General features: G+C 63.1%; 17 protein-coding genes. 10 read left to right on the top strand and 7 right to left on the bottom strand.

Translation table 11 applies throughout. The features are described from left to right. Window positions 1-199: 199 nt before the first annotated feature. The 6 genes from ettA (at window position 200) to gdhA (ending at window position 7,381) form a co-directional block, all read left to right on the top strand. Window positions 200-1,864, top strand: a complete 1,665-nt coding sequence (gene ettA / locus CXK91_RS04420; protein ID WP_003281615.1) for an energy-dependent translational throttle protein EttA — start codon at window positions 200-202, stop codon at window positions 1,862-1,864. Window positions 1,865-2,023: 159 nt separating this feature from the next. Continuing rightward, the gene (gene siaA, locus CXK91_RS04415; protein WP_103455141.1) at window positions 2,024-4,015 is read left to right on the top strand and encodes a biofilm regulation protein phosphatase SiaA; all 1,992 of its coding nucleotides are present in this window, start codon (window positions 2,024-2,026) and stop codon (window positions 4,013-4,015) included. 15 nt (window positions 4,016-4,030) lie between these two features. Continuing rightward, window positions 4,031-4,573 (top strand): biofilm regulation protein kinase SiaB, encoded by a 543-nt coding sequence (gene siaB / locus CXK91_RS04410; protein WP_103455140.1) that lies wholly within the window; start codon window positions 4,031-4,033, stop codon window positions 4,571-4,573. Between the two features lie 16 nt (window positions 4,574-4,589). Beyond that, window positions 4,590-4,967, top strand: coding sequence for a biofilm regulation phosphoprotein SiaC (gene siaC / locus CXK91_RS04405; RefSeq protein WP_103455139.1), 378 nt, complete (start codon window positions 4,590-4,592; stop codon window positions 4,965-4,967). A gap of 12 nt (window positions 4,968-4,979) precedes the next feature. Beyond that, window positions 4,980-5,765 carry a biofilm regulation diguanylate cyclase SiaD gene (gene siaD, locus CXK91_RS04400; protein ID WP_103455138.1) on the top strand — a complete coding sequence of 262 codons (786 nt, stop codon included), beginning with the start codon at window positions 4,980-4,982 and terminating at the stop codon, window positions 5,763-5,765. Window positions 5,766-6,043: 278 nt separating this feature from the next. Continuing rightward, entirely contained in the window at window positions 6,044-7,381 is a 1,338-nt protein-coding gene (gene gdhA / locus CXK91_RS04395; protein WP_103455137.1) for an NADP-specific glutamate dehydrogenase, read from the top strand. Window positions 7,382-7,659: 278 nt separating this feature from the next. On the opposite strand, the gene CXK91_RS04390 is transcribed toward gdhA, so the two are convergent. Continuing rightward, window positions 7,660-8,436 (bottom strand): ferredoxin--NADP reductase, encoded by a 777-nt coding sequence (locus CXK91_RS04390; protein WP_103455136.1) that lies wholly within the window; start codon window positions 8,434-8,436, stop codon window positions 7,660-7,662. Window positions 8,437-8,533: 97 nt separating this feature from the next. Between CXK91_RS04390 and CXK91_RS04385 the strand changes: the two genes are divergently transcribed. The 3 genes from CXK91_RS04385 to CXK91_RS04375 are packed head-to-tail and all read left to right on the top strand — an operon-like array spanning window position 8,534 to window position 10,508. Further along, a complete protein-coding gene (locus tag CXK91_RS04385; protein ID WP_103455135.1) occupies window positions 8,534-9,661 on the top strand; it encodes a methyltransferase in 1,128 nt (375 codons plus the stop codon). Beyond that, window positions 9,658-10,035: a MerR family transcriptional regulator gene (locus CXK91_RS04380; protein ID WP_103455134.1), complete on the top strand. Its 378-nt coding sequence runs from the start codon at window positions 9,658-9,660 to the stop codon at window positions 10,033-10,035. Before CXK91_RS04385 ends, CXK91_RS04380 begins: the two co-directional genes overlap by 4 nt. A gap of 56 nt (window positions 10,036-10,091) precedes the next feature. Beyond that, window positions 10,092-10,508, top strand: coding sequence for a carboxymuconolactone decarboxylase family protein (locus CXK91_RS04375; RefSeq protein WP_103455133.1), 417 nt, complete (start codon window positions 10,092-10,094; stop codon window positions 10,506-10,508). A gap of 62 nt (window positions 10,509-10,570) precedes the next feature. On the opposite strand, the gene CXK91_RS04370 is transcribed toward CXK91_RS04375, so the two are convergent. Together CXK91_RS04370 and CXK91_RS04365 are read right to left on the bottom strand one after the other, a co-directional pair. Continuing rightward, window positions 10,571-11,623, bottom strand: a complete 1,053-nt coding sequence (locus tag CXK91_RS04370) for a serine hydrolase (RefSeq protein WP_181003911.1) — start codon at window positions 11,621-11,623, stop codon at window positions 10,571-10,573. Further along, window positions 11,620-12,708, bottom strand: coding sequence for a serine hydrolase (locus CXK91_RS04365; RefSeq protein ID WP_103455132.1), 1,089 nt, complete (start codon window positions 12,706-12,708; stop codon window positions 11,620-11,622). Before CXK91_RS04365 ends, CXK91_RS04370 begins: the two co-directional genes overlap by 4 nt. Window positions 12,709-12,871: 163 nt before the next feature. Here CXK91_RS04365 and CXK91_RS04360 point away from each other — a divergent pair, with 163 nt between their 5' ends. Further along, a complete protein-coding gene (locus tag CXK91_RS04360) occupies window positions 12,872-14,110 on the top strand; it encodes an acyltransferase family protein (protein ID WP_103455131.1) in 1,239 nt (412 codons plus the stop codon). Window positions 14,111-14,277: 167 nt separating this feature from the next. Here the strand turns inward: CXK91_RS04360 and CXK91_RS04355 are convergent, their stop codons facing one another. The 4 genes from CXK91_RS04355 to CXK91_RS04340 are packed head-to-tail and all read right to left on the bottom strand — an operon-like array spanning window position 14,278 to window position 18,106. Then, on the bottom strand, window positions 14,278-15,030 hold the full coding sequence (locus CXK91_RS04355; protein ID WP_103455130.1) for an ABC transporter permease: 753 nt from the start codon (window positions 15,028-15,030) through the stop codon (window positions 14,278-14,280). Next, on the bottom strand, window positions 15,030-16,232 hold the full coding sequence (locus tag CXK91_RS04350; protein WP_103455129.1) for an ABC transporter substrate-binding protein: 1,203 nt from the start codon (window positions 16,230-16,232) through the stop codon (window positions 15,030-15,032). The genes CXK91_RS04355 and CXK91_RS04350 overlap by 1 nt, the downstream gene beginning before the upstream one ends. Window positions 16,233-16,247: 15 nt before the next feature. Further along, window positions 16,248-17,039: an ABC transporter ATP-binding protein gene (locus CXK91_RS04345; RefSeq protein WP_103455128.1), complete on the bottom strand. Its 792-nt coding sequence runs from the start codon at window positions 17,037-17,039 to the stop codon at window positions 16,248-16,250. Next, complete coding sequence (locus CXK91_RS04340) at window positions 17,036-18,106, bottom strand: acyl-CoA dehydrogenase family protein (protein WP_103455127.1); 1,071 nt, start codon at window positions 18,104-18,106, stop codon at window positions 17,036-17,038. The genes CXK91_RS04345 and CXK91_RS04340 overlap by 4 nt, the downstream gene beginning before the upstream one ends. Window positions 18,107-18,132 lie beyond the last annotated feature (26 nt).

Raw genomic sequence — 18,132 nt, 5'->3', positions numbered from 1 at the left:
ATCCGCCGTCGCTGCGGGTATGAGCGCTGGTCATACAGAGCATGAACCAGCTGCCAGCCAGACGAGCAACCGGGCCACGCCGACGGTTTGCCCTGACCGGTGCATTCGGGTAGCTTTGCGCCCTTTACCTGCCCCCTATTTTTAGCCCCGACCTCGCGGTCTGGGCCGGGCATCCTTCACCATACGGGCATTCATTTCCATGGCTCAATACGTCTACACCATGCACCGGCTGAGCAAGGTCGTTCCGCCGAAGCGCGAGATCCTCAAGAACATTTCCCTGTCGTTCTTCCCAGGCGCCAAGATCGGTGTGCTCGGTCTGAACGGCGCCGGTAAATCCACCCTGCTGCGCATCATGGCCGGCGTCGACACCGAGTTCGACGGCGAGGCCCGCGCCATGCCGGGCATCAATGTCGGCTACCTGCCGCAGGAGCCGCAGCTCGATCCGGAAAAGACCGTGCGCGAAATCGTCGAGGAGGCGGTTGGTGTGATCAAGGACGCCCAGGCCCGCCTGGATGCCGTCTACGCCGCCTACGCCGAGCCGGATGCCGACTTCGATGCGCTGGCTGCCGAGCAGGCCAAGCTCGAAGCGATCCTGCAGGCATCCGACGGCCATAACCTGGAACGCCAGCTGGAAGTCGCCGCCGATGCACTGCGTCTGCCGGCCTGGGATGCCAAGGTCGCGCACCTGTCTGGCGGAGAGAAGCGCCGCGTCGCCCTGTGCCGCCTGCTGCTGTCCGCACCGGACATGCTGCTGCTGGACGAACCGACCAACCACCTGGACGCCGACTCGGTGGCCTGGCTGGAGCGCTTCCTCCATGACTTCCCGGGCACCGTGGTAGCGATCACCCACGACCGTTACTTCCTCGACAACGTCGCCGGCTGGATTCTCGAGCTCGACCGCGGCGCGGGCATCCCGTACGAAGGCAACTATTCCGGCTGGCTGGAGGCCAAATCGGCCCGTCTGGCTCAGGAATCCAAGCAGCAGTCGGCTCATGAAAAGGCCATGAAAGAAGAACTGGAGTGGGTGCGCAAAGGCGCCAAGGCCCGCCAGTCCAAGTCCAAGGCTCGCCTGCAGCGCTTCGAGGAAATGCAGTCGCAGGAATTTCAGAAACGCGCCGAGACCAACGAGATCTACATCCCAGCCGGCCCGCGTCTGGGTGACAAGGTCATTGAATTCAAGAACGTCACCAAAGGCTACGGCGACCGCGTATTGGTCGAAGGCCTGTCATTCAGCGTGCCGAAAGGCGCCATCGTGGGCGTGATCGGTGGTAACGGTGCCGGTAAGTCGACCCTGTTCCGCATGCTGATGGGCAAGGAAACACCGGATTCCGGCAGCATCGAAATCGGCGACACCGTGCAGTTGGCCTGCGTGGACCAGAGCCGCGACGACCTGGACGGAGGCAAGACCGTATGGGAAGCCGTCTCCGACGGTCTAGACCAGATTCGCATTGGCAACTACGAGGTGCCATCGCGCGGTTACGTCGGCCGCTTCAACTTCAAGGGCGCCGACCAGCAGAAGTTCGTCAAGGACCTTTCCGGTGGTGAACGTGGACGCCTGCACCTGGCGCTTACCCTCAAGCAGGGCGCCAACGTATTGCTGCTCGACGAACCGTCCAACGACCTCGACGTGGAAACCCTGCGTTCGCTGGAAGAAGCGCTGCTGGACTTCCCCGGCTCAGCCATCGTGATCTCCCACGACCGCTGGTTCCTCGACCGCGTTGCCACCCACATCCTGTCCTACGAGGACGACGGCGTGGTGTTCTTCGAAGGCAACTACACCGAGTACGAAGCCGACCGCAAGAAGCGCCTCGGCGAGGCTGCCTCCCAGCCGCACCGCGTTAAGTACAAAAAGCTGGCGCAGTAATTGCTGCCATGAACGGAGCCCAGGCGGCTCCGTTCTTGTGTCAAAAAGACGGCCCGCAGCTAGTAGCACAACGCCTTATGCCGGATAATCGACGCCATTTCGCTCCTGGCCGACAATTATCAACCGCGCCTCCACCCCGCGACTGAAAGGGAACTTCGCATGGCTGCATTAGGACTGCGCGGAAAATCACTGCTGGCATTGCTACTCAGCTGCCTGCTCGCATTCATCTTCGCCGGCTTCATCGGTCGTGAAGCGTTGCTTGGTGTGCAAAATCGCTTTGGTGAGGCCTATGCGCGCAACGTAGTGCAGCTTAACCGTGAGCGCTTGTTCGCCCCGGCCTCGCGCGAGCTCGCGTTAGCGCAACGGCTTGCAGCCTCACAACTGACCCTCGCCTGGCTGGACGATGAGCAGAACCCGGTCAAACGCGAAACCTTTTTCAAGGAAGCGGCTGGCTACCAGCAAGCCTTCGGCGACCACGCGTATTTCGCGGCATCGGCGCGCAGCAATGGCTATTACTCCAACGGGCCTGACCAGGCAATCAGTGACACCCCTCGCTATGTGATGAGCTCGGATAACCCGCGTGACGAGTGGTTCTTCCAGACGCTGCAAACCGACACCCCCTACGCTATCAACGTCGACCGCTCCGTGGTTACCGGAGAGCTCAAGGTATGGTTCAACGTGCAGGTGCGCGATGGAGAACGACGCCTTGGACTGGTTGGCTTAGGAATCGCACTCAAGGCATTTCTTGAGGACTTCATCGAAGCCAACAAGGTCGGCGTCGAATCGATGGTGCTCGATGCCTATGGCTCTATCCTGGTTCACCCGAATCAGAATCTGGTCACCCTCAACGCCGAAACCGCACGGGGTCGCTCGCTGTCGACCAGCGTCCTGGGCCTGCTCGACGACCTGAGCGCCGCCACCGCGTTGCGTCAGGCCATGGCCGATAGCCGCGAGACGCCGGGGTCGGTGGCGACGCTACGTGTCACGCTGGACGGCGCCCCCAGACTACTCGCGCTGAGTTGGATACCCGAGCTGCAGTGGTTCGTCGCCAGTTCCGTGGATCTCGGAACCGCCCAGGTCGTCGAGGTACGCCCGCTTCTGCCAGCCATTGGGCTGTTTCTGGTGCTGTTCCTGTTGCTGATCGGCGGCGGCGCCTGGCTCGTGGAAAAACGCGTACTCAAACCGCTGCGCCAGTTGCGTCGCAGCGCCCAGGCGCTGGCGGCAGGGCAATACGATGCACCACTGCCGCTTGGCCGGCAGGACGAAATTGGTGAGCTGAGTGCTGCCTTTGGAGCGATGGCGCAGAAGGTGCGCAGCCACACCAGCGAGCTGGAAAACCGTGTACGAGAACGCACCCGCGATCTGGAGCAGGCCAATCTGGAAATGGCCGCTGCGCACAAGAAAATCGACGACTCGATCGACTACGCCAGCCTGATCCAGCGCTCGATCCTGCCGAATCGGCAGCTGGTTACCGCCATGGGTGATCGTCATGCGGTGCTCTGGCGTCCTCGGGATGTCGTTGGCGGCGACTTCTACGTCTACCGCGCCGACGAGCATGGTTGCCTGTTCGGTATCGTCGATTGCGCGGGCCACGGCGTGCCTGGGGCGTTGATGACGATGCTCGCCCATGCGGCCATTAACCAGGCCCTCGACACTACCGGCCTGGGCGATCCAGCCGCCACGCTGTCACGTACTGATGCGATCGTTCGCAGCATGCTTCGCGATGAAAACGACTCGCACGCCCTCGCCACCAACATGGACATCGGCCTGGCCTATGTCGATCTTCGGCAACGCAAGGTGCATTATTCCGGGGCGAAAATTGCGCTGTACTACTGTGATGGCGAAGAGGTGCATGAGATCAAGGCGGCGCGGCGCGCTATCGGTGACAAGCGGATCGGTGAGTACCACAACACCAGCATCGAGCTGCAACCGGGTCGGACGTTCTACATGACCACCGACGGTTTCCTCGATCAGGCTGGCGGCGACCAGGGTTACGGCTTCGGCAACAGTCGCTTCGCCAACATGATCCGCGAGCACGCACAGCTTCCTTTGGCCGATCAGGGCGAGGCCTTCAGCCTCGCTCTGGCACGCTATCAGGGTGAATTTCCGCAGCGCGACGACATCACGATGTTATGTTTTCGTTTCGATTGAGACAGGGAGTTGGCCATGGCCCCCATTGATATGTTCGCGATGCGCGAATCCTACAACCAGCAACAGATCATGCTGTGCTTCAACGGCCCTATCTCACGCAGCCTGATCGAAGAAATCGGCAACGCGCTGCGCAACTACATGAGTGAGGAGCAGGCACATCCGTCCTCGGCTATGGATGTGTTCGCCGTGTACATCGAGATGACGCAGAACATCCGCCATTACACCCGCGAAAAGAACTGGTCCGATCAGCAGGCTGGCGCAACGGTCGTGGTTGCCCGTGATGACATGGGTCGGTACGTGGTCTCGGCCGGAAACCTTATTGAAACTGCCGACGGCCAACTACTGCTCACTGCAGTCGCTGACCTGGCGAAAAAGGACAAGGCCGGGCTGAAGGCTCTGTACAAGGAGCAGCTGCGCAAACCTCGCGACGAGCATGTGACCTCCGGCGCCGGCCTTGGCCTGATCGATATCGCGCGCAAGTCCAGCGAGCCACTCAAGGCTTCACTGCAACCGGTTTCCGACGAGCTTTCCTTCATCAGCCTGAGCGCCGTCATCTGAACTCAAGAGCATCCACATGAACGACTTTTCTATTCCCGGCAGCCAGTCCACTCCCACCATCCAGTCCGACTGGGCGAAAGGCATCGTCTCGATGCAGGGCGACTCCTACCCCGAAAACTCTTATGAGCTGTTCCATCAGGTTTATGAGTGGATCGAGCGCTTTCTTGGCGAAGCCGTGCACCCGCTCAACCTCGAACTCCGCTTGCTGTACCTGAACACCAGCAGCATCAAAGCGATGATGGACATTTTCGACCTGCTTGAAGCGGCCTATCAGGAAGGTCGGCAGGTAGCGGTCAATTGGTACTACGACATCCGCAACGAGCGGGTGGTAGAACTTGCCGAAGAGTTCAAGGAAGACTGCACCTTCCCGTTCTCCATCCTGAGTCACGACTGACGGAAGATCGATATGCGTGGGCCATCGCCGCTAGAGCACGAAGTTGCAAGCCTCCTGACTGACCCTGAGTTCGAGGGTCATCCGCTGAAGGAAGCGCTGAGCCAGCTATGGGGGGCGCACCACGATCTGCTCGGCCGCATCGAGCGAATCGCCCGCGTATCCGACGGTTATCAGAGCATCGCCCGCGAACGCGAGCTGAGCCTGGCAGCGCGCTTCGACAAGCAGCTACGGCAGCTGGAAAAGATCGCACGCATTTCCGACCGCTACCAGATGATGATGCACGACCTGAACGCCTCGCTACGCGAAGCTTCGACCCTGGACTCGCTGACCGGCATTGCCAATCGCCGACTGCTGACCGAGCGCCTGCGCGAGGAAAGCGAACGGGCCAAGCGCTACACGCGGCCACTTACGCTGGTCATGCTGGATATCGACCGTTTCAAGGTCATCAATGACGAACATGGTCACGAGGTCGGCGATCGCGTGCTGATCGAGGTGGTTCGGGTGATGGAGGCGGAGATTCGCGAGCAGGACTTGTGTGGCCGCTGGGGCGGTGAAGAATTCCTCATCGTAATGCCCGAGTGCACGGCGCCAACGGCCTGGGCGGTCATGCGCCGGCTGGGAGATAGCATCGCAGCACTTGGTGTTCGGGTGAACGACGAGCTTCTCGGTGTGACCGCCAGCATGGGTGTTGCAGAGCTGCGCCTGGACGAGACCTACTCAAGCACCATAAACCGCGCCGACGTCGCGCTATTGAGAGCCAAGCGCAGCGGGCGGAATCGCTGCGAGCTGTCCGAGTAATATCAACCCCGCCAGTTCCGCACAAAAAGAATGCATCGAATGCGACATTTCGGCGCACCGAGATTCATCGATCCGCTAATTCGTTGCCCACAGCAGCCTAAACGCCAGCCTTAAAGGCTTGCCGTTTATCAATGGTGCGTCAGTTCCAACGGTGGCTACGCACCACCGAAAGGCATCATCGACCCATGTCGCACTTCCGCGGTGCAAATCAGGTTTGTTACAGTCGCCGGCCAAAAATTATTAATGACTGCCGACAAGCGGTCGCCGAGGGCTTACTGATGATCGAAACCGTTGATGCCTTTCTCGCCCGACTGAAGCAACGCGACCCCCATCAACCCGAGTTCCACCAAGCTGTGGAAGAAGTTGTTCGCAGCCTCTGGCCCTTCCTCGAAGCCCATCCGCATTACATGCAGGCCGGTATTATCGAGCGCATGGTCGAGCCGGAACGCTCGATCATCTTCCGCGTTCCCTGGGTCGACGATCAGGGTCGTGTGCAGGTCAACCGTGGTTTCCGCATCCAGATGAACAGCGCCATTGGCCCGTACAAGGGTGGTCTGCGCTTCCATCCGTCGGTGAACATCGGCGTCCTCAAGTTCCTCGCTTTCGAACAGGTCTTCAAGAACTCTCTCACCTCGTTGCCCATGGGCGGCGGCAAGGGCGGCTCGGACTTCAATCCGAAGGGCAAGAGCGACAATGAAGTCATGCGCTTCTGCCAGTCTTTCATGAGTGAACTGTACCGCCACATTGGCGCCGATCTGGACGTGCCGGCCGGTGACATCGGTGTCGGCGGTCGTGAAATCGGCTACCTGTTCGGCCAGTACAAGCGCCTGTCGAACCAGTTCACATCGGTACTGACCGGCAAGGGTCTGGCATATGGCGGCAGCCTGATACGTCTGGAAGCCACCGGCTACGGCTGTGTGTACTTCGCTGAGGAAATGCTCAAGAACACCCACAGCAGCTTCGAGGGCAAGCGCGTCTCGATCTCCGGCTCCGGCAACGTGGCGCAGTACGCTGCACAGAAGGTCATGGAGCTGGGCGGCCGGGTCGTCTCACTGTCCGACTCTGGCGGCACCCTGCACTTCCCGGACGGGCTGACCGAAGAGCAGTGGCAATACCTGATGGACCTGAAAAACGTTCGTCGCGGGCGTCTCGAGGAGATGGGCAAGTACTTCGGCGTCACTTTCCTCGCCGACAAGCGCCCGTGGAGCCTGCCGTGCGACATCGCCCTTCCATGCGCCACACAGAACGAGCTGGACGGCGAAGATGCCCGTACGCTGCTGAATAACGGCTGTGTCTGCGTCGCCGAAGGCGCCAACATGCCGTCGACGTTGGAGGCCGTAGACCTGTTCCTCGAGGCAGGCATTCTCTATGCACCGGGCAAGGCATCCAACGCCGGCGGCGTGGCCTGTAGCGGTCTGGAGATGAGCCAGAACGCCATGCGCCTGCACTGGACCGCCGGCGAAGTGGACACCAAGCTGCACAGCATCATGCAATCGATCCATCACGCTTGCGTCGCCCATGGCGATGAGAATGGCCGGATCAACTACGTCAAAGGCGCCAACATCGCCGGCTTCGTAAAGGTCGCCGACGCCATGCTGGCGCAAGGCGTGGTGTAAACGCCCACGGCAAGCGGCAAGCGATAAGAAAAGCCCCTACCGGAACGTCCGGCAGGGGCTTTTTGTTTGGGAGAGCCGACCGCTCAACTCGTAGCGATGGGCTTCATCAGCATATCAAGGGTGCTGATTGCACCACTCGCAGGGTGAGCTTCAGCCCACCGAGCCAACCACCGGCCAACGTGGTGGGCTAAAGCCACGCGACAACGCACTGCAGGGCGCGGCGGATGACCGCGACTGGCGATCACAGAACCCCTTCTGCAGGCTTCTGCCTCATACAACTACCAGTAGTTCTCCACCGCCACCTGGCCGGGCCGGCGCGTCAACGCCAGGTTCAGGTCGCGCGCCTTCAACACCATTCGGGTGTCCTCGATCATTTGCGGATTGCCGCAGAGCATGATCCGCGAATGCTCGGGCGTCAGTTGAAGATCAGCAGCGCGCTCCAGCTCACCGTTTTCGATCAACGTGGTGATGCGACCGTGCAACGCGCCCGGGATCTCCTCGCGCGTTACCACCGGCAGGTAGAGCAGCTTGGAACCCAGGCCTTCCAGATACTCGCGCTGCGGAAGTTCGGTGATCAGCTGCTGATAGGCCAGCTCACGCGCCTCACGCACGCTGTAAACCAGGATGATCCGTTCAAAACGCTGCCAGGCGTCGAAGCCCTGCAGGATCGATAGGAACGGCGCGATGCCAGTGCCTGTCGCCAGCAGCCAAAGGTCGCGACCATCGGGAAAGCGATCGAGGGTGAGAAAGCCGAAGGCCTGTTTATCCACCAGCAGCTCGTCGCCGACCGAGAGCCGGCTCAGCTCGCTGGTGAATTCGCCGTCCGGCACGACAATGGAAAAGAAATCGAGAAACTCGTCGTGCGGCGCCGAGACCATCGAATAGGCGCGCCAGACGATGCAGCCGCTCGGCTTGCGCACCCCGAGGCGGGCGAACTGCCCGGCGGTGAAACGAAAGCTGGGGTCGCGGCTGGTACGCAGGGTGAACAGGTTGGGCGTCAGCGTTTGCACCTCTAGCAGGCGCTGGCGGGTGAACTTCTCTTCGCTGGCGGTCATACTTCGCTCCCTCCGAGCATCTTCGGGCCCACTGCACGCAGCGCCCGCATGGGTCCTTGATACTCCTTTACGCAGCCGACAAACACCGCCAGTTCTCATGCCTATTCTCGATACCCCCTATGCAAGCCTCGATCTGATCCGCCAGCCGGAGCAGCCGAACGAGCCGTTGCAGGCCTTCGATGCCGCCGACGAATACCTGCTGACCCAGCTGCATGAGCAGGGGTTACCGGCGGCCACGCGGGTGCTGATCCTCAATGACAGCTTCGGCGCGCTGGCCTGCTCACTGGCCGCACACGTCGCGGTCACCAGCAGCGGCGACTCGCATCTCGCCCACCTGGCGTTGCAGAAGAACCTGGCACGCAACGAGCTGCCGGCCGACGTCGTGCGATTCGTACCTGCCAGCGAGATAGCCGAGGGGCCGTTCGACCTGGTACTGATCCGCGTACCGAAGACCCTCGCCCTGCTGGAGGAACAGCTGATCCGCCTGCATGGCCAGCTGGCGCCCGGCGCGCAGGTGATCGCCGCGGCGATGATCAAGCATTTGCCGCGCACCGCCGGCGACCTGCTAGAGCAGCACGTCGGCCCGGTGCAGGCCTCGCTGGCGGTGAAGAAGGCACGTCTGCTCAGCGCAACGCCGAGCGCGAAACCGGCGCCGCAATCGCCCTACCCGACTCGCTACCAGATCGATCAGCCAAAGCTGGTGCTGCTCAACCACGCCAACCTGTTCTGCCGCGAAGGCCTGGACATCGGCACCCGCGCCTTCCTGCCGCATCTGCCCAAGGCGCTGGGGGCACTGCGCGTGGCCGATGTTGGTTGTGGCAACGGCGTGCTGGGCATCGTCTATGCGCTAGGCAACCCACAGGCAGAACTGACGCTGGTGGACGAGAGCTACATGGCGGTGCAGTCGGCACAGGAGAATTGGCAGGCAATCCACGGCCAGCGCTCGGCCGAAATCCGCGCGGGCGATGGCCTGGCCGAGCAGTCGCCAGCCTCGCTGGATCTGGTGCTGTGCAATCCGCCGTTCCACCAGCAGCAGGTGGTCGGCGATTTCCTCGCCTGGCGCATGTTCACCCAGGCCAAGACGGCACTGGCCAAGGGCGGTGAGCTGTGGATCGTCGGCAATCGCCACCTCGGCTATCACCTCAAGCTCAAGCGCCTGTTCGGCAACGCCGAGCAGGTCGCCGCCACACCGAAGTTCGTCATTCTGCGCTCAATCAAAGCATGAGCGAGAAGCTGCTTCGCCTGAGCATCGGGGAGTTCGCCGCGCGCACCGGCCTCTCTGCCGACACACTGCGCTATTACGAAAAGATCGGCCTGCTGCGCAACGTCACTCGGGATGCGAGCGGTTTTCGCGTTTATGGCCGGCGGGATCTGGAGTGGATCGGCTTCATCCTGCGCCTGAAAGACACCGGCATGGCGCTAGACGACATCATCCGATACGCCGATCTGCGCGAGTGTGGCGACGCAACCCTCGCGGCACGTCAGGCGTTGCTCGAAACCCATGCCGCCACGTTGCAGGCACGTCTGCTGCGCGACCATGAACATCTCGACGCCTTGCAGGCGAAGATCGCGCTGTATCGGCAGCAAACTTCCGCTTGACCTGGAGTCCACTCCAACCCGCAGGCTTTCCTCTGACCTATCGAGAGGAACGCTCCATGTCTGTATCAGCCCGCTACACCGAAGGCCTGGCCAAGCTCGACGAGATCGACGGCGAGGCCGGGCGCAAGGTCATCGACAGCCTGCAAGCCATTGCCCCTGATCTGGCCCGCTACGTTATCGAATTTCCCTTCGGCGACATTTACCAGCGCCCCGGCCTGGAACTCCCTCAGCGCGAGTTGGCGACCGTGGCGGCGCTAACAGCACTCGGGCACTGCCAACCGCAACTGGCCGTGCATGTCCACGGTGCATTGAACGTCGGCTGCACTCCAGAGCAGATCGTCGAGGTAGTGATTCAGATGGCCGTATACGCGGGTTTCCCGGCCGCGCTGAACGGCATGCAAACCGTTAAAACGGTGTTCGCCGATAGGGGCCTGCTACCTGATGAGCCTCTCAACGACAACTCGGAGCAGTAACGGGCTTGCCCATCAGAATGGAATCAGACGCAACGCTGCGCATGTATCGAGCGCAACCGCTCTCAGTGCTGCCGAGCTTCCAATAGCGCCTCGCTGATCGCCTCCCCGACTTGCTCGAACAGGCGCCCGGCCTCTCTGCCCTCGTCCAGATCCTCGGCACAGGCCACGACGACGATGGCGCGGCTTTCGTCCCGCGGCTCGATAACGCCGACATGACAGGCGCGCTCGAGCTGCGTGCCAGTCTTCTGGATGAATGGCACATCCTCGGGCAGCCCGGCTTCGAGGCGGTAGTTGTCGTAGGAGTCGATTTTCATGTCGCCGTACAACAGCTCGCGGCTCTGCGCGGACAGCAGTTCGCCAAGCACCAGCTTTTCCAGCATCGCACCATAGGCCACCAAGCTGCTGGCATTGAGGTTGCGCGCGTAATAGCGCTCGTAAGCCTCTTCCATGCTCGCCGCTTTCAGCTCATCCGCCGACAGGTTAAGCACGCTGGTCAGCGCGTCATAGCGTGGTTTGCTGAACGGTGCCGAGGCCAGCTCCACCAGCTGCATGTTGTCCAGCCGGGCTGCATCCGGATGCACTTCGCCATACACATCCCGGCGTACCTGGGTGAAGGTGGTGATGGCCTCGAAATCGCTGCCCATGCTCTTGCGCGTGCGCGCATTAAGGTCGTCCTCGCCGACCAGCCGAATCAGCATGTTGGCCGCGGTATTGTCACTTTCGATCAGCATCTCATTGAGCAGGTCGCGCACTGCATAGTCGACACCCACGTCCTGCCAGACCAGGTCACCGGAGCCGTCCACCTTATCCTCGGCCTCCAGCGACAGCTGCTGATCGAGCCTGAAATCGCCGTCGTCCACGCCCTGCAACACGGCGATGGCGATCGGCACCTTTACCGCTGAGCCGAGGTACCAGAAACGCTCGGCCTCGTAGCGCAGCTCGGCATCCTCGCCCAGGTGCTTGATGTAGACGCCGAGTTTGCCCGGCGCTGCGTCGTCGATGCGCCGTAGCTCCTGCTCCAGCCCGTCCTTCCAGGTCGCCTCGGCATCTTCAGTGCAGGCAGTGATGCCCGCCAGCGGTAGCAATAGCGCGCCAACTGCTATCAACCTGTTCATCGTCGGATCAACCCCGCTGCGGTGACAGCCTCGCCGGTGCCGCGCAATGCGCGCTCGGCTTGGGCGGTGGAGGCCACCCCGCGAACGCAGGCGACTATGACCAGGCGTGTGGATAGAGCACTGTCCGAATCTGGCTGATCCACCAGCCCGGCATCGCAGATACGCGCCCGCTGGGTACCAGTCTTGTGGGCGAAGCCGGTGCCAGGCGGCAAGCCGGCCTTGATCCGCTGTTTGCCGGTCTCGACCCGGCGCATCACGCTCAGCAGGTACTCGGTGCTCGAGGGGCTAAGAGCAGTGCCGGTATCCAGTGTCGACAGCAGATCGCCGTAGGCTTTCAGCGTGCCGGAATTGAATGATGTGGCGTAGTAGCGTTCGTAGGCTTCACTCAGGCTGATGGACTGCAGAGCACGCCGCTCGATGCCCAGCAGCCGCGGCAGCAACGCCAGACGGCCGGCGTCGTTCGGCTGCTGCCTGAGGGCGAGGAAATCCTTGCCGGATAGGCGGCGGGCGGCAGGGTGCAATTCGCCATAGATTAGCCGTCGCACATCCGCCAACGATGTGATCGGCCCGAGTCCTTCGGGCGCCAGCTCCTGGGCGATGGCGTTGACCTGTTCGATGCCGACCAGGCGTATCAGCATGTCACTGGCGGTGTTGTCGCTGTGGATCAGCATCTGATCCATCAGAAAGCGCACGCTCAGGGCCTTGCCCGGCGCATGGCTGTTGGTCGGGCCTGCGCCATCGACGTAGTCGGACGCGAGCAGTGCCGCCGGACTATCCAGCGTCAGCTCACCCTGCTCAATCTGGCGCATCACCGCGATGGCAACCGGTACCTTGACGGTCGAAGCCAGGTACCAGGGCTCCTCGCCGTGATAGGACACCGATATCCCGGTCTGCATGTCCTTGACGTAGACGCCGAGCTGTCCCGGCGTCTGCCGGTCCACCTGCGCCAGCCGCGCGAGGAAGGGGCCGCTCCACTCAAAGGCCTCCTGTGCTACGGCTGTCTGGGCAGTGCCGCCGCACAGCAGTGCTGCCAGCAGCACGCGTGTGGCAACGGCGGGTAAACGAGGCAGCGATGGCAGATTCATGGTCCTCCGGCTTGTCGTCGTGCAGTTGCTGATACCCGTTCCGACCGCCGCTGCGCCCAGCCGTGCAGCACACCCGATCACCGGTGCAGCGAAACGGCAGGGGCGGATGCGAGTCCCATGCATAGGCGCCAGTTCGGCGCAGCCAACGACACGGGAGTAAGCGGTGCCGCGCAAGGAACATTTCATCGGACTGGAGTGGCTGCGCTTTCTGCTGGCCATCTACGTCGTGCTGTTCCACACCGTGCACGCCTACGTGGAAGGCGAGCCCTCCTGGCTCGCGGATCTGGCCGGCGTCGGGTTCTTCGCCACCAGCAGCTTCTTCATCCTCTCCGGCTTTCTGCTGGCTCACGTCTACTGCAGGCAGGGTGAACTGCGCGAGCCGGCGCGGCACTTCCTCGGCAAGCGCCTGGCCAATCTCTACCCGCTGCACCTGTTCTCGCTGCTGCTGACGGCCATCGTGCTGACGATCATTGCCAAGCTCGGCATCCCGCCGGACGATGCCAAGGCGAGCCTGCGCTACGTGGTCTACGACACCAACGAGGAGCTTGTCGGCGAAGCGCGCGACGCCCTCGAACACTTCATGAACAACCGCGAGCTGCTACTGAACTTCGTGCTGCAGCTGTTCATGCTACAAGCCTGGAACCCGCTCTACCTGACGTTCAACCCGCCACTGTGGTCGATCTCCACGCTGTTCTTCTTCTACCTGTGCTTCCCGCTGCTAGCACCGCGCCTGATGCGCCTGCGCCACAAGGGCTGGTGGCTGCTGGCAATCGGCGTGCTCTACCTGCTGCCGCCGCTGTGGGCGATCCAGCAGGATGCCTACGGCATTCCCGTCACCGGCATGCTGCACCGCATGCCGCTGCTGCGACTGCCGGAATTTCTCGCCGGCATCCTGCTCTGCGGACTGTTCCGCGAATGGCGCGCGGCCGGCGGGCAGCTCGGCATGGCCAGCCGACTGGCGCTTGCGGCGTTCGTACTGGCCAGCTTCCTGGCGACGGTGTGGCTGCTCAAGGGCGAACGCTACTGGTACTTCCTGCTGCACAACGGCCTGCTGCTGCCGGCGCAGCTGGCGCTGGTCTGGCTTTGCGCACTGATCGCCACGCCGCGCAGCGCCGCGGTGGTCGGCTGGTCACAGCGCCTGGGCGCGGCCTCCCTGCCGTTGTTCGTGCTGCATGTGCCGGTGTTCATCCTCTTCTCGCGCTCGGAGAAACTGCTCGGGGCGGTGTCGGCAGAGTGTCTGGAGGACTGGGCCGATTGCGTGGCACAGGCGGGGGAGCTGGCGCTGACGCCGGCGTTCTATCCGCTTTATCTGGGGTTGTGCATCGTGGTCTGCGTGTTGGCACAGGAGCGAGCGGTGGTGCCGGTGAGGCGGTTCTTGCTGAGGCGGGTTTTGAAGGTTTGACGGTCTTCAGAACAAAAGAAAATAGGGACGTACGGCGTAACCGCATACAGCGCCGCACAATGCAGGCGCCCTGGCCTGGGCGGAGCGCCTGGAAGCGACAAGCGCCGGCGGCTTGAAAACCTCAGCCTGTTCCAGCGGCTCAGCTCGAAGGGCGCGTGCCTGCGCTATCAGCCGTGCACCACCCGGCGGTAGAGCATCCGAGCGCCTGCGTCGAGAAAGAAACCCAGCACGCCGATCAGCAGAACCACCGCCATCAGCTCCGAATAGGCCAGGCGGTCGCGAGTGTCGAGGATGAAATAGCCCAGCCCGGCGCTGACACCGAGCATTTCACAGGGCACCAGCACGATCCAGAGGATGCCGATCGACAGCCGCACGCCGGTGAGCACGTGCCCGAGCACGCCAGGGATGATCACGTGGCGAAGCGTCTCCAACCGCGTGGCCGACAGGCTGCGGGTCAGCTGCAGCCAGCGCGGGTCGAGCGCTTTGACCCCAGCGGCGGTGTTGAGCATGATCGGCCACACCGCAGCGAAGGCCAGCAGGAAGTAGATGGGCGCATCGCCCACCCCGAGCAGCATCACCGCCAGCGGCATCCACGACAGCGGCGAGATCATCCGCAGGAACTGAAAGGCCGGCGTGGTCGTCAGCTCGATACGCTGAAAACTGCCCACCAAGAGGCCCGTGGGCACCCCGGCGAGCAGCGCCAAACCAAGCCCGACGAAGACCCGCTTAAGGCTCAGCAGCACGTGCTGCCACAGGTCGCTGCTGGCGAGCAGTTCCAGTAGCGTTTGCAGGGTCGGCCAGGGCGCGAACTGGCCGAGCAGCGGATCATCGGCGACCCGCCAGGCAGCCAGCGCCCACACGCCCAGTAGCGCGGCAAGCCCGGCCAGGCCGAAGCTCCAGGTGACGAGATGTTTGTTCATCAGGCGCTGATCACTTCGCTGCGGGTGTAGCTTTCCGGGAAACCGAAGGCTGTGAGGCCGCCAACTTTTTCCAGCGCCGCCTTGACGAAGCGGTCATCGACCAGATCCTGCGCGACGAACTGCGGATCGAGCCCCGGCAGAAAGTCGTTCTTGCCTTCGATCAGGGTGTTTTGTAGCAGCTTGACCAGCTCCTCGGTGTAGCTCGGGTACGGATAGGGCTGGAAGTCGATGCGCTTTTCGTTCCACTCATCCATGCGCCGCGCGGAGCCATCCCCTGCGTAGCGTGCCCAATCGTCGGCCTCGGGCGCCAGCACGCGGCGCAGCACCGGCTCGGGGAACGGCATGTACTTTTGCTCGCCGTCCTTGGAGAGGATGTGTGCAGTCTCTTCGCGGTTGTTCTGGCTCCACAGCTGCGCCTTGACCATGGCGTCCACCACCTTTTGCGACCACTCGGGCCGCTCGGCCAGGTCGCGCTCGTGCATGTACACCACACAGCAGGCGTGGTCGCGCCACATGTCGCCGGTAAAGCGCAGCACCCGTCCGACGTTCAGCGCCTCGCCTTGGGCATTGAAGGGTTCGGCGGCGGTAAAGCCGGAAATACGCTTGGAGGCCAGCGCCGGGATCATGTCGGCCGGCGCCATAACCACCAGATTGACTTCATTGGCCGCAGGCTTGCCGGTCGCGCCAAGGCTCACGGGCGTCAGGCCGTTTTCGCGCAGCAGGTATTGCAGCATCACGTTGTGGATGGAGTACCAGAACGGAATGGCAACGTGCTTGCCGGCCAGCTGCTTGGGTTCGAGGATGTCCGGCGACACGGTGATGCCGGAGCCCCCGACGTGGTTCCAGGCCACCACCTTGGCCGGCGCCTGACTGCCATAGCGGGCCCAGACGGTCATGGGCGACAAGAGGTGTACGACGTTGATCTGGCCCGAGAGAAAGGCCTCGATCAGCTGCGACCAGCTGCGCAGCAGCACGGGTTTCTCGGACTTCAGGCCCTCGGCCTCGAACATGCCCTTGGCGTGGGCCACCAGCAGTGGCGTCGCATCGGTGATCGGCAGGTAGCCGATGCGCACCGGCGCGTCCGGGTCGACGGCGGCGCGGGCCTTTTGCAGCGCCAGCAGCGGCGCCGCACCGGCGAGGCTGAACAGCGCGCCCAATTTGAGAAATTCGCGACGGCTGGGGATCAGGTTGTCCAGTTCCATGGGTGTGCTCCGGTATCAGGCGGTAATCGGTTCGCGGCTGGCCTGCCGCAGGGTCTTGAGGATTTCAATGCGCAGCGCGCCAAGCTCCTCAACGAGCTCTTCGCGTGGTTGCGGCAGGTCCAATTGCCATTGCCCGATCACCCGCCCTGGGCGACCGCCCAGGAGCAGGATGCGGTTGGATAGCAGCAGCGCTTCGTCGATGTCGTGGGTGATCAGCAGCGCGGCGGTGTCCCACTCGCCGACCAGACGCAGCAACAGGCGCTGCATGTCGGCGCGGGTCACTTCATCCAGCGCACCAAAAGGCTCGTCGAGCAACAACACCTCGGGCTCGCGCGCCAGGCAGCGAGCCAGCGCGGTGCGCTGCGCCATGCCGCCGGAAAGCGCCGCGGGATAACGCTCGCGGGCATGGGCCAGGCCCACGGACTCGATGGCCTGATCGACGCGGCCACGCCGCGTGTCTCGGTCGATGCGCGGCTGGCGGGCGAAATCCAGGCCAAAGGCGACGTTCTTTTCCAGGCTCAACCAGGGCAACAGGCTGGGGTCCTGAAACGCAACTGCCAGACGCGGATGCGGGCGAGTCAACGCCTCACCGTGCACGCTGACCGTGCCGCTGGCCGGTGGCTGCAATCCGGCCAGCACGCGCAGCAGGCTGGATTTGCCAACGCCGCTGGGGCCAAGAATGGTGACGATCTCACCGCGCGCCAGGTCCAGAGAGAAGTCTTCTAGCAGCGCGTGCCAGCCATTGGGGGTGGGATAACCGAGGGAAAGGTCGCGGGCCTGCAGCACGCCAAGTTGAGCGAAAGTCATTGGCAGGCCATCCGTTTTCGACCCAGTTCGCCCTTGAGCTGCACCAGGCTGGGCGTGATCACCGGCAGGAACGCGGCCTCACGCCAGCGCCTCGCGAAGTCGGTGTTGTATTCGCTGAGAAACGCGCGCCCGCCGCTGGCCTGCAGTTCCAGCTGCAGGGCTTGCTGGGCCAGTTCGACCAGGCGGATGCGCAGCTCGCAGAGGGTGACCGGATCTTCGCGGAAGCGCCCGTCACGCAGGCCGTCCAGCAGCATTGTGCGACGCTCTGCCAGCTCCACACCGGTAGCGGCCAGCGGCTCGCCCAACACCGCCTCGGCACCGCCCATGTTGGTTTCGGCCATCTGCAGGCAGCGCTGCGCCAGACCCAGCGCCAGGGCGCATTGCAGACCCAGGAAGTTGGGACGAACGCCCGGCAGATAGGCTGGCGCGGTGTCGTGCAGACGCCATGCCGGGTCCAGCCGCACACCATCCAGTTCTAGCCGCGCGGTATGACTGGCCTGCATGCCGAGCAATGCAAAGTCCGCCGAGCGTGACAGGCCCTCGGCATCGTGCGGCAGTACCCAGATCTGCGGCGGGCCACCTGCCGTATTGGCCATAGCGCAGGCGGCGGCAAAACCGCCACCGCGCAGATTGCTCACCCACGGCAGCACCCCGTCCAGGCGACAGCGGCCATCGGCTTCCAGCTGGCCGCGTACCTGTAGCGACTCCAGCCCGGAGACGAACTTCATCGCGTTCGAAAGCCCCGGTGCACCGGCCAGTCGTCCAGCCAGCAACTCGGGCAACAGGCGCTCGCGCAGGGCGGCATTGGGGGTCTGCAGCAGTAGTTCGATAAAGGCGCGTTGGCTCCAGGCCATGAATGCGGCGGTCAGTGAACGCTCGGCCAACGCGGCGATAGCACACAGGGCATCACCCAGATCGCCGCCCTGCCCGCCCATTGCGGTCGGTACGCCAACGCCGATCAAGCCATCACTGGCCAGCTGCGGGAGCAGCGCCTCGGCATCTGTGTCACAGGTGTCCAACGATTCGGCATGCGCGACAAGCCAGTCGTGCAGGCTGGATTCGGTCATCTCAGGTCTCTCTTTGCAGTCCGCCG

The sequence above is a fragment of the Stutzerimonas stutzeri genome, assembly GCF_002909485.1.
Lineage (GTDB): Bacteria > Pseudomonadota > Gammaproteobacteria > Pseudomonadales > Pseudomonadaceae > Stutzerimonas > Stutzerimonas stutzeri_AH.
The sequence above is the reverse complement of the archived record's forward strand: the minus strand, read 5'-3'. Positions and strand labels throughout refer to the sequence as shown.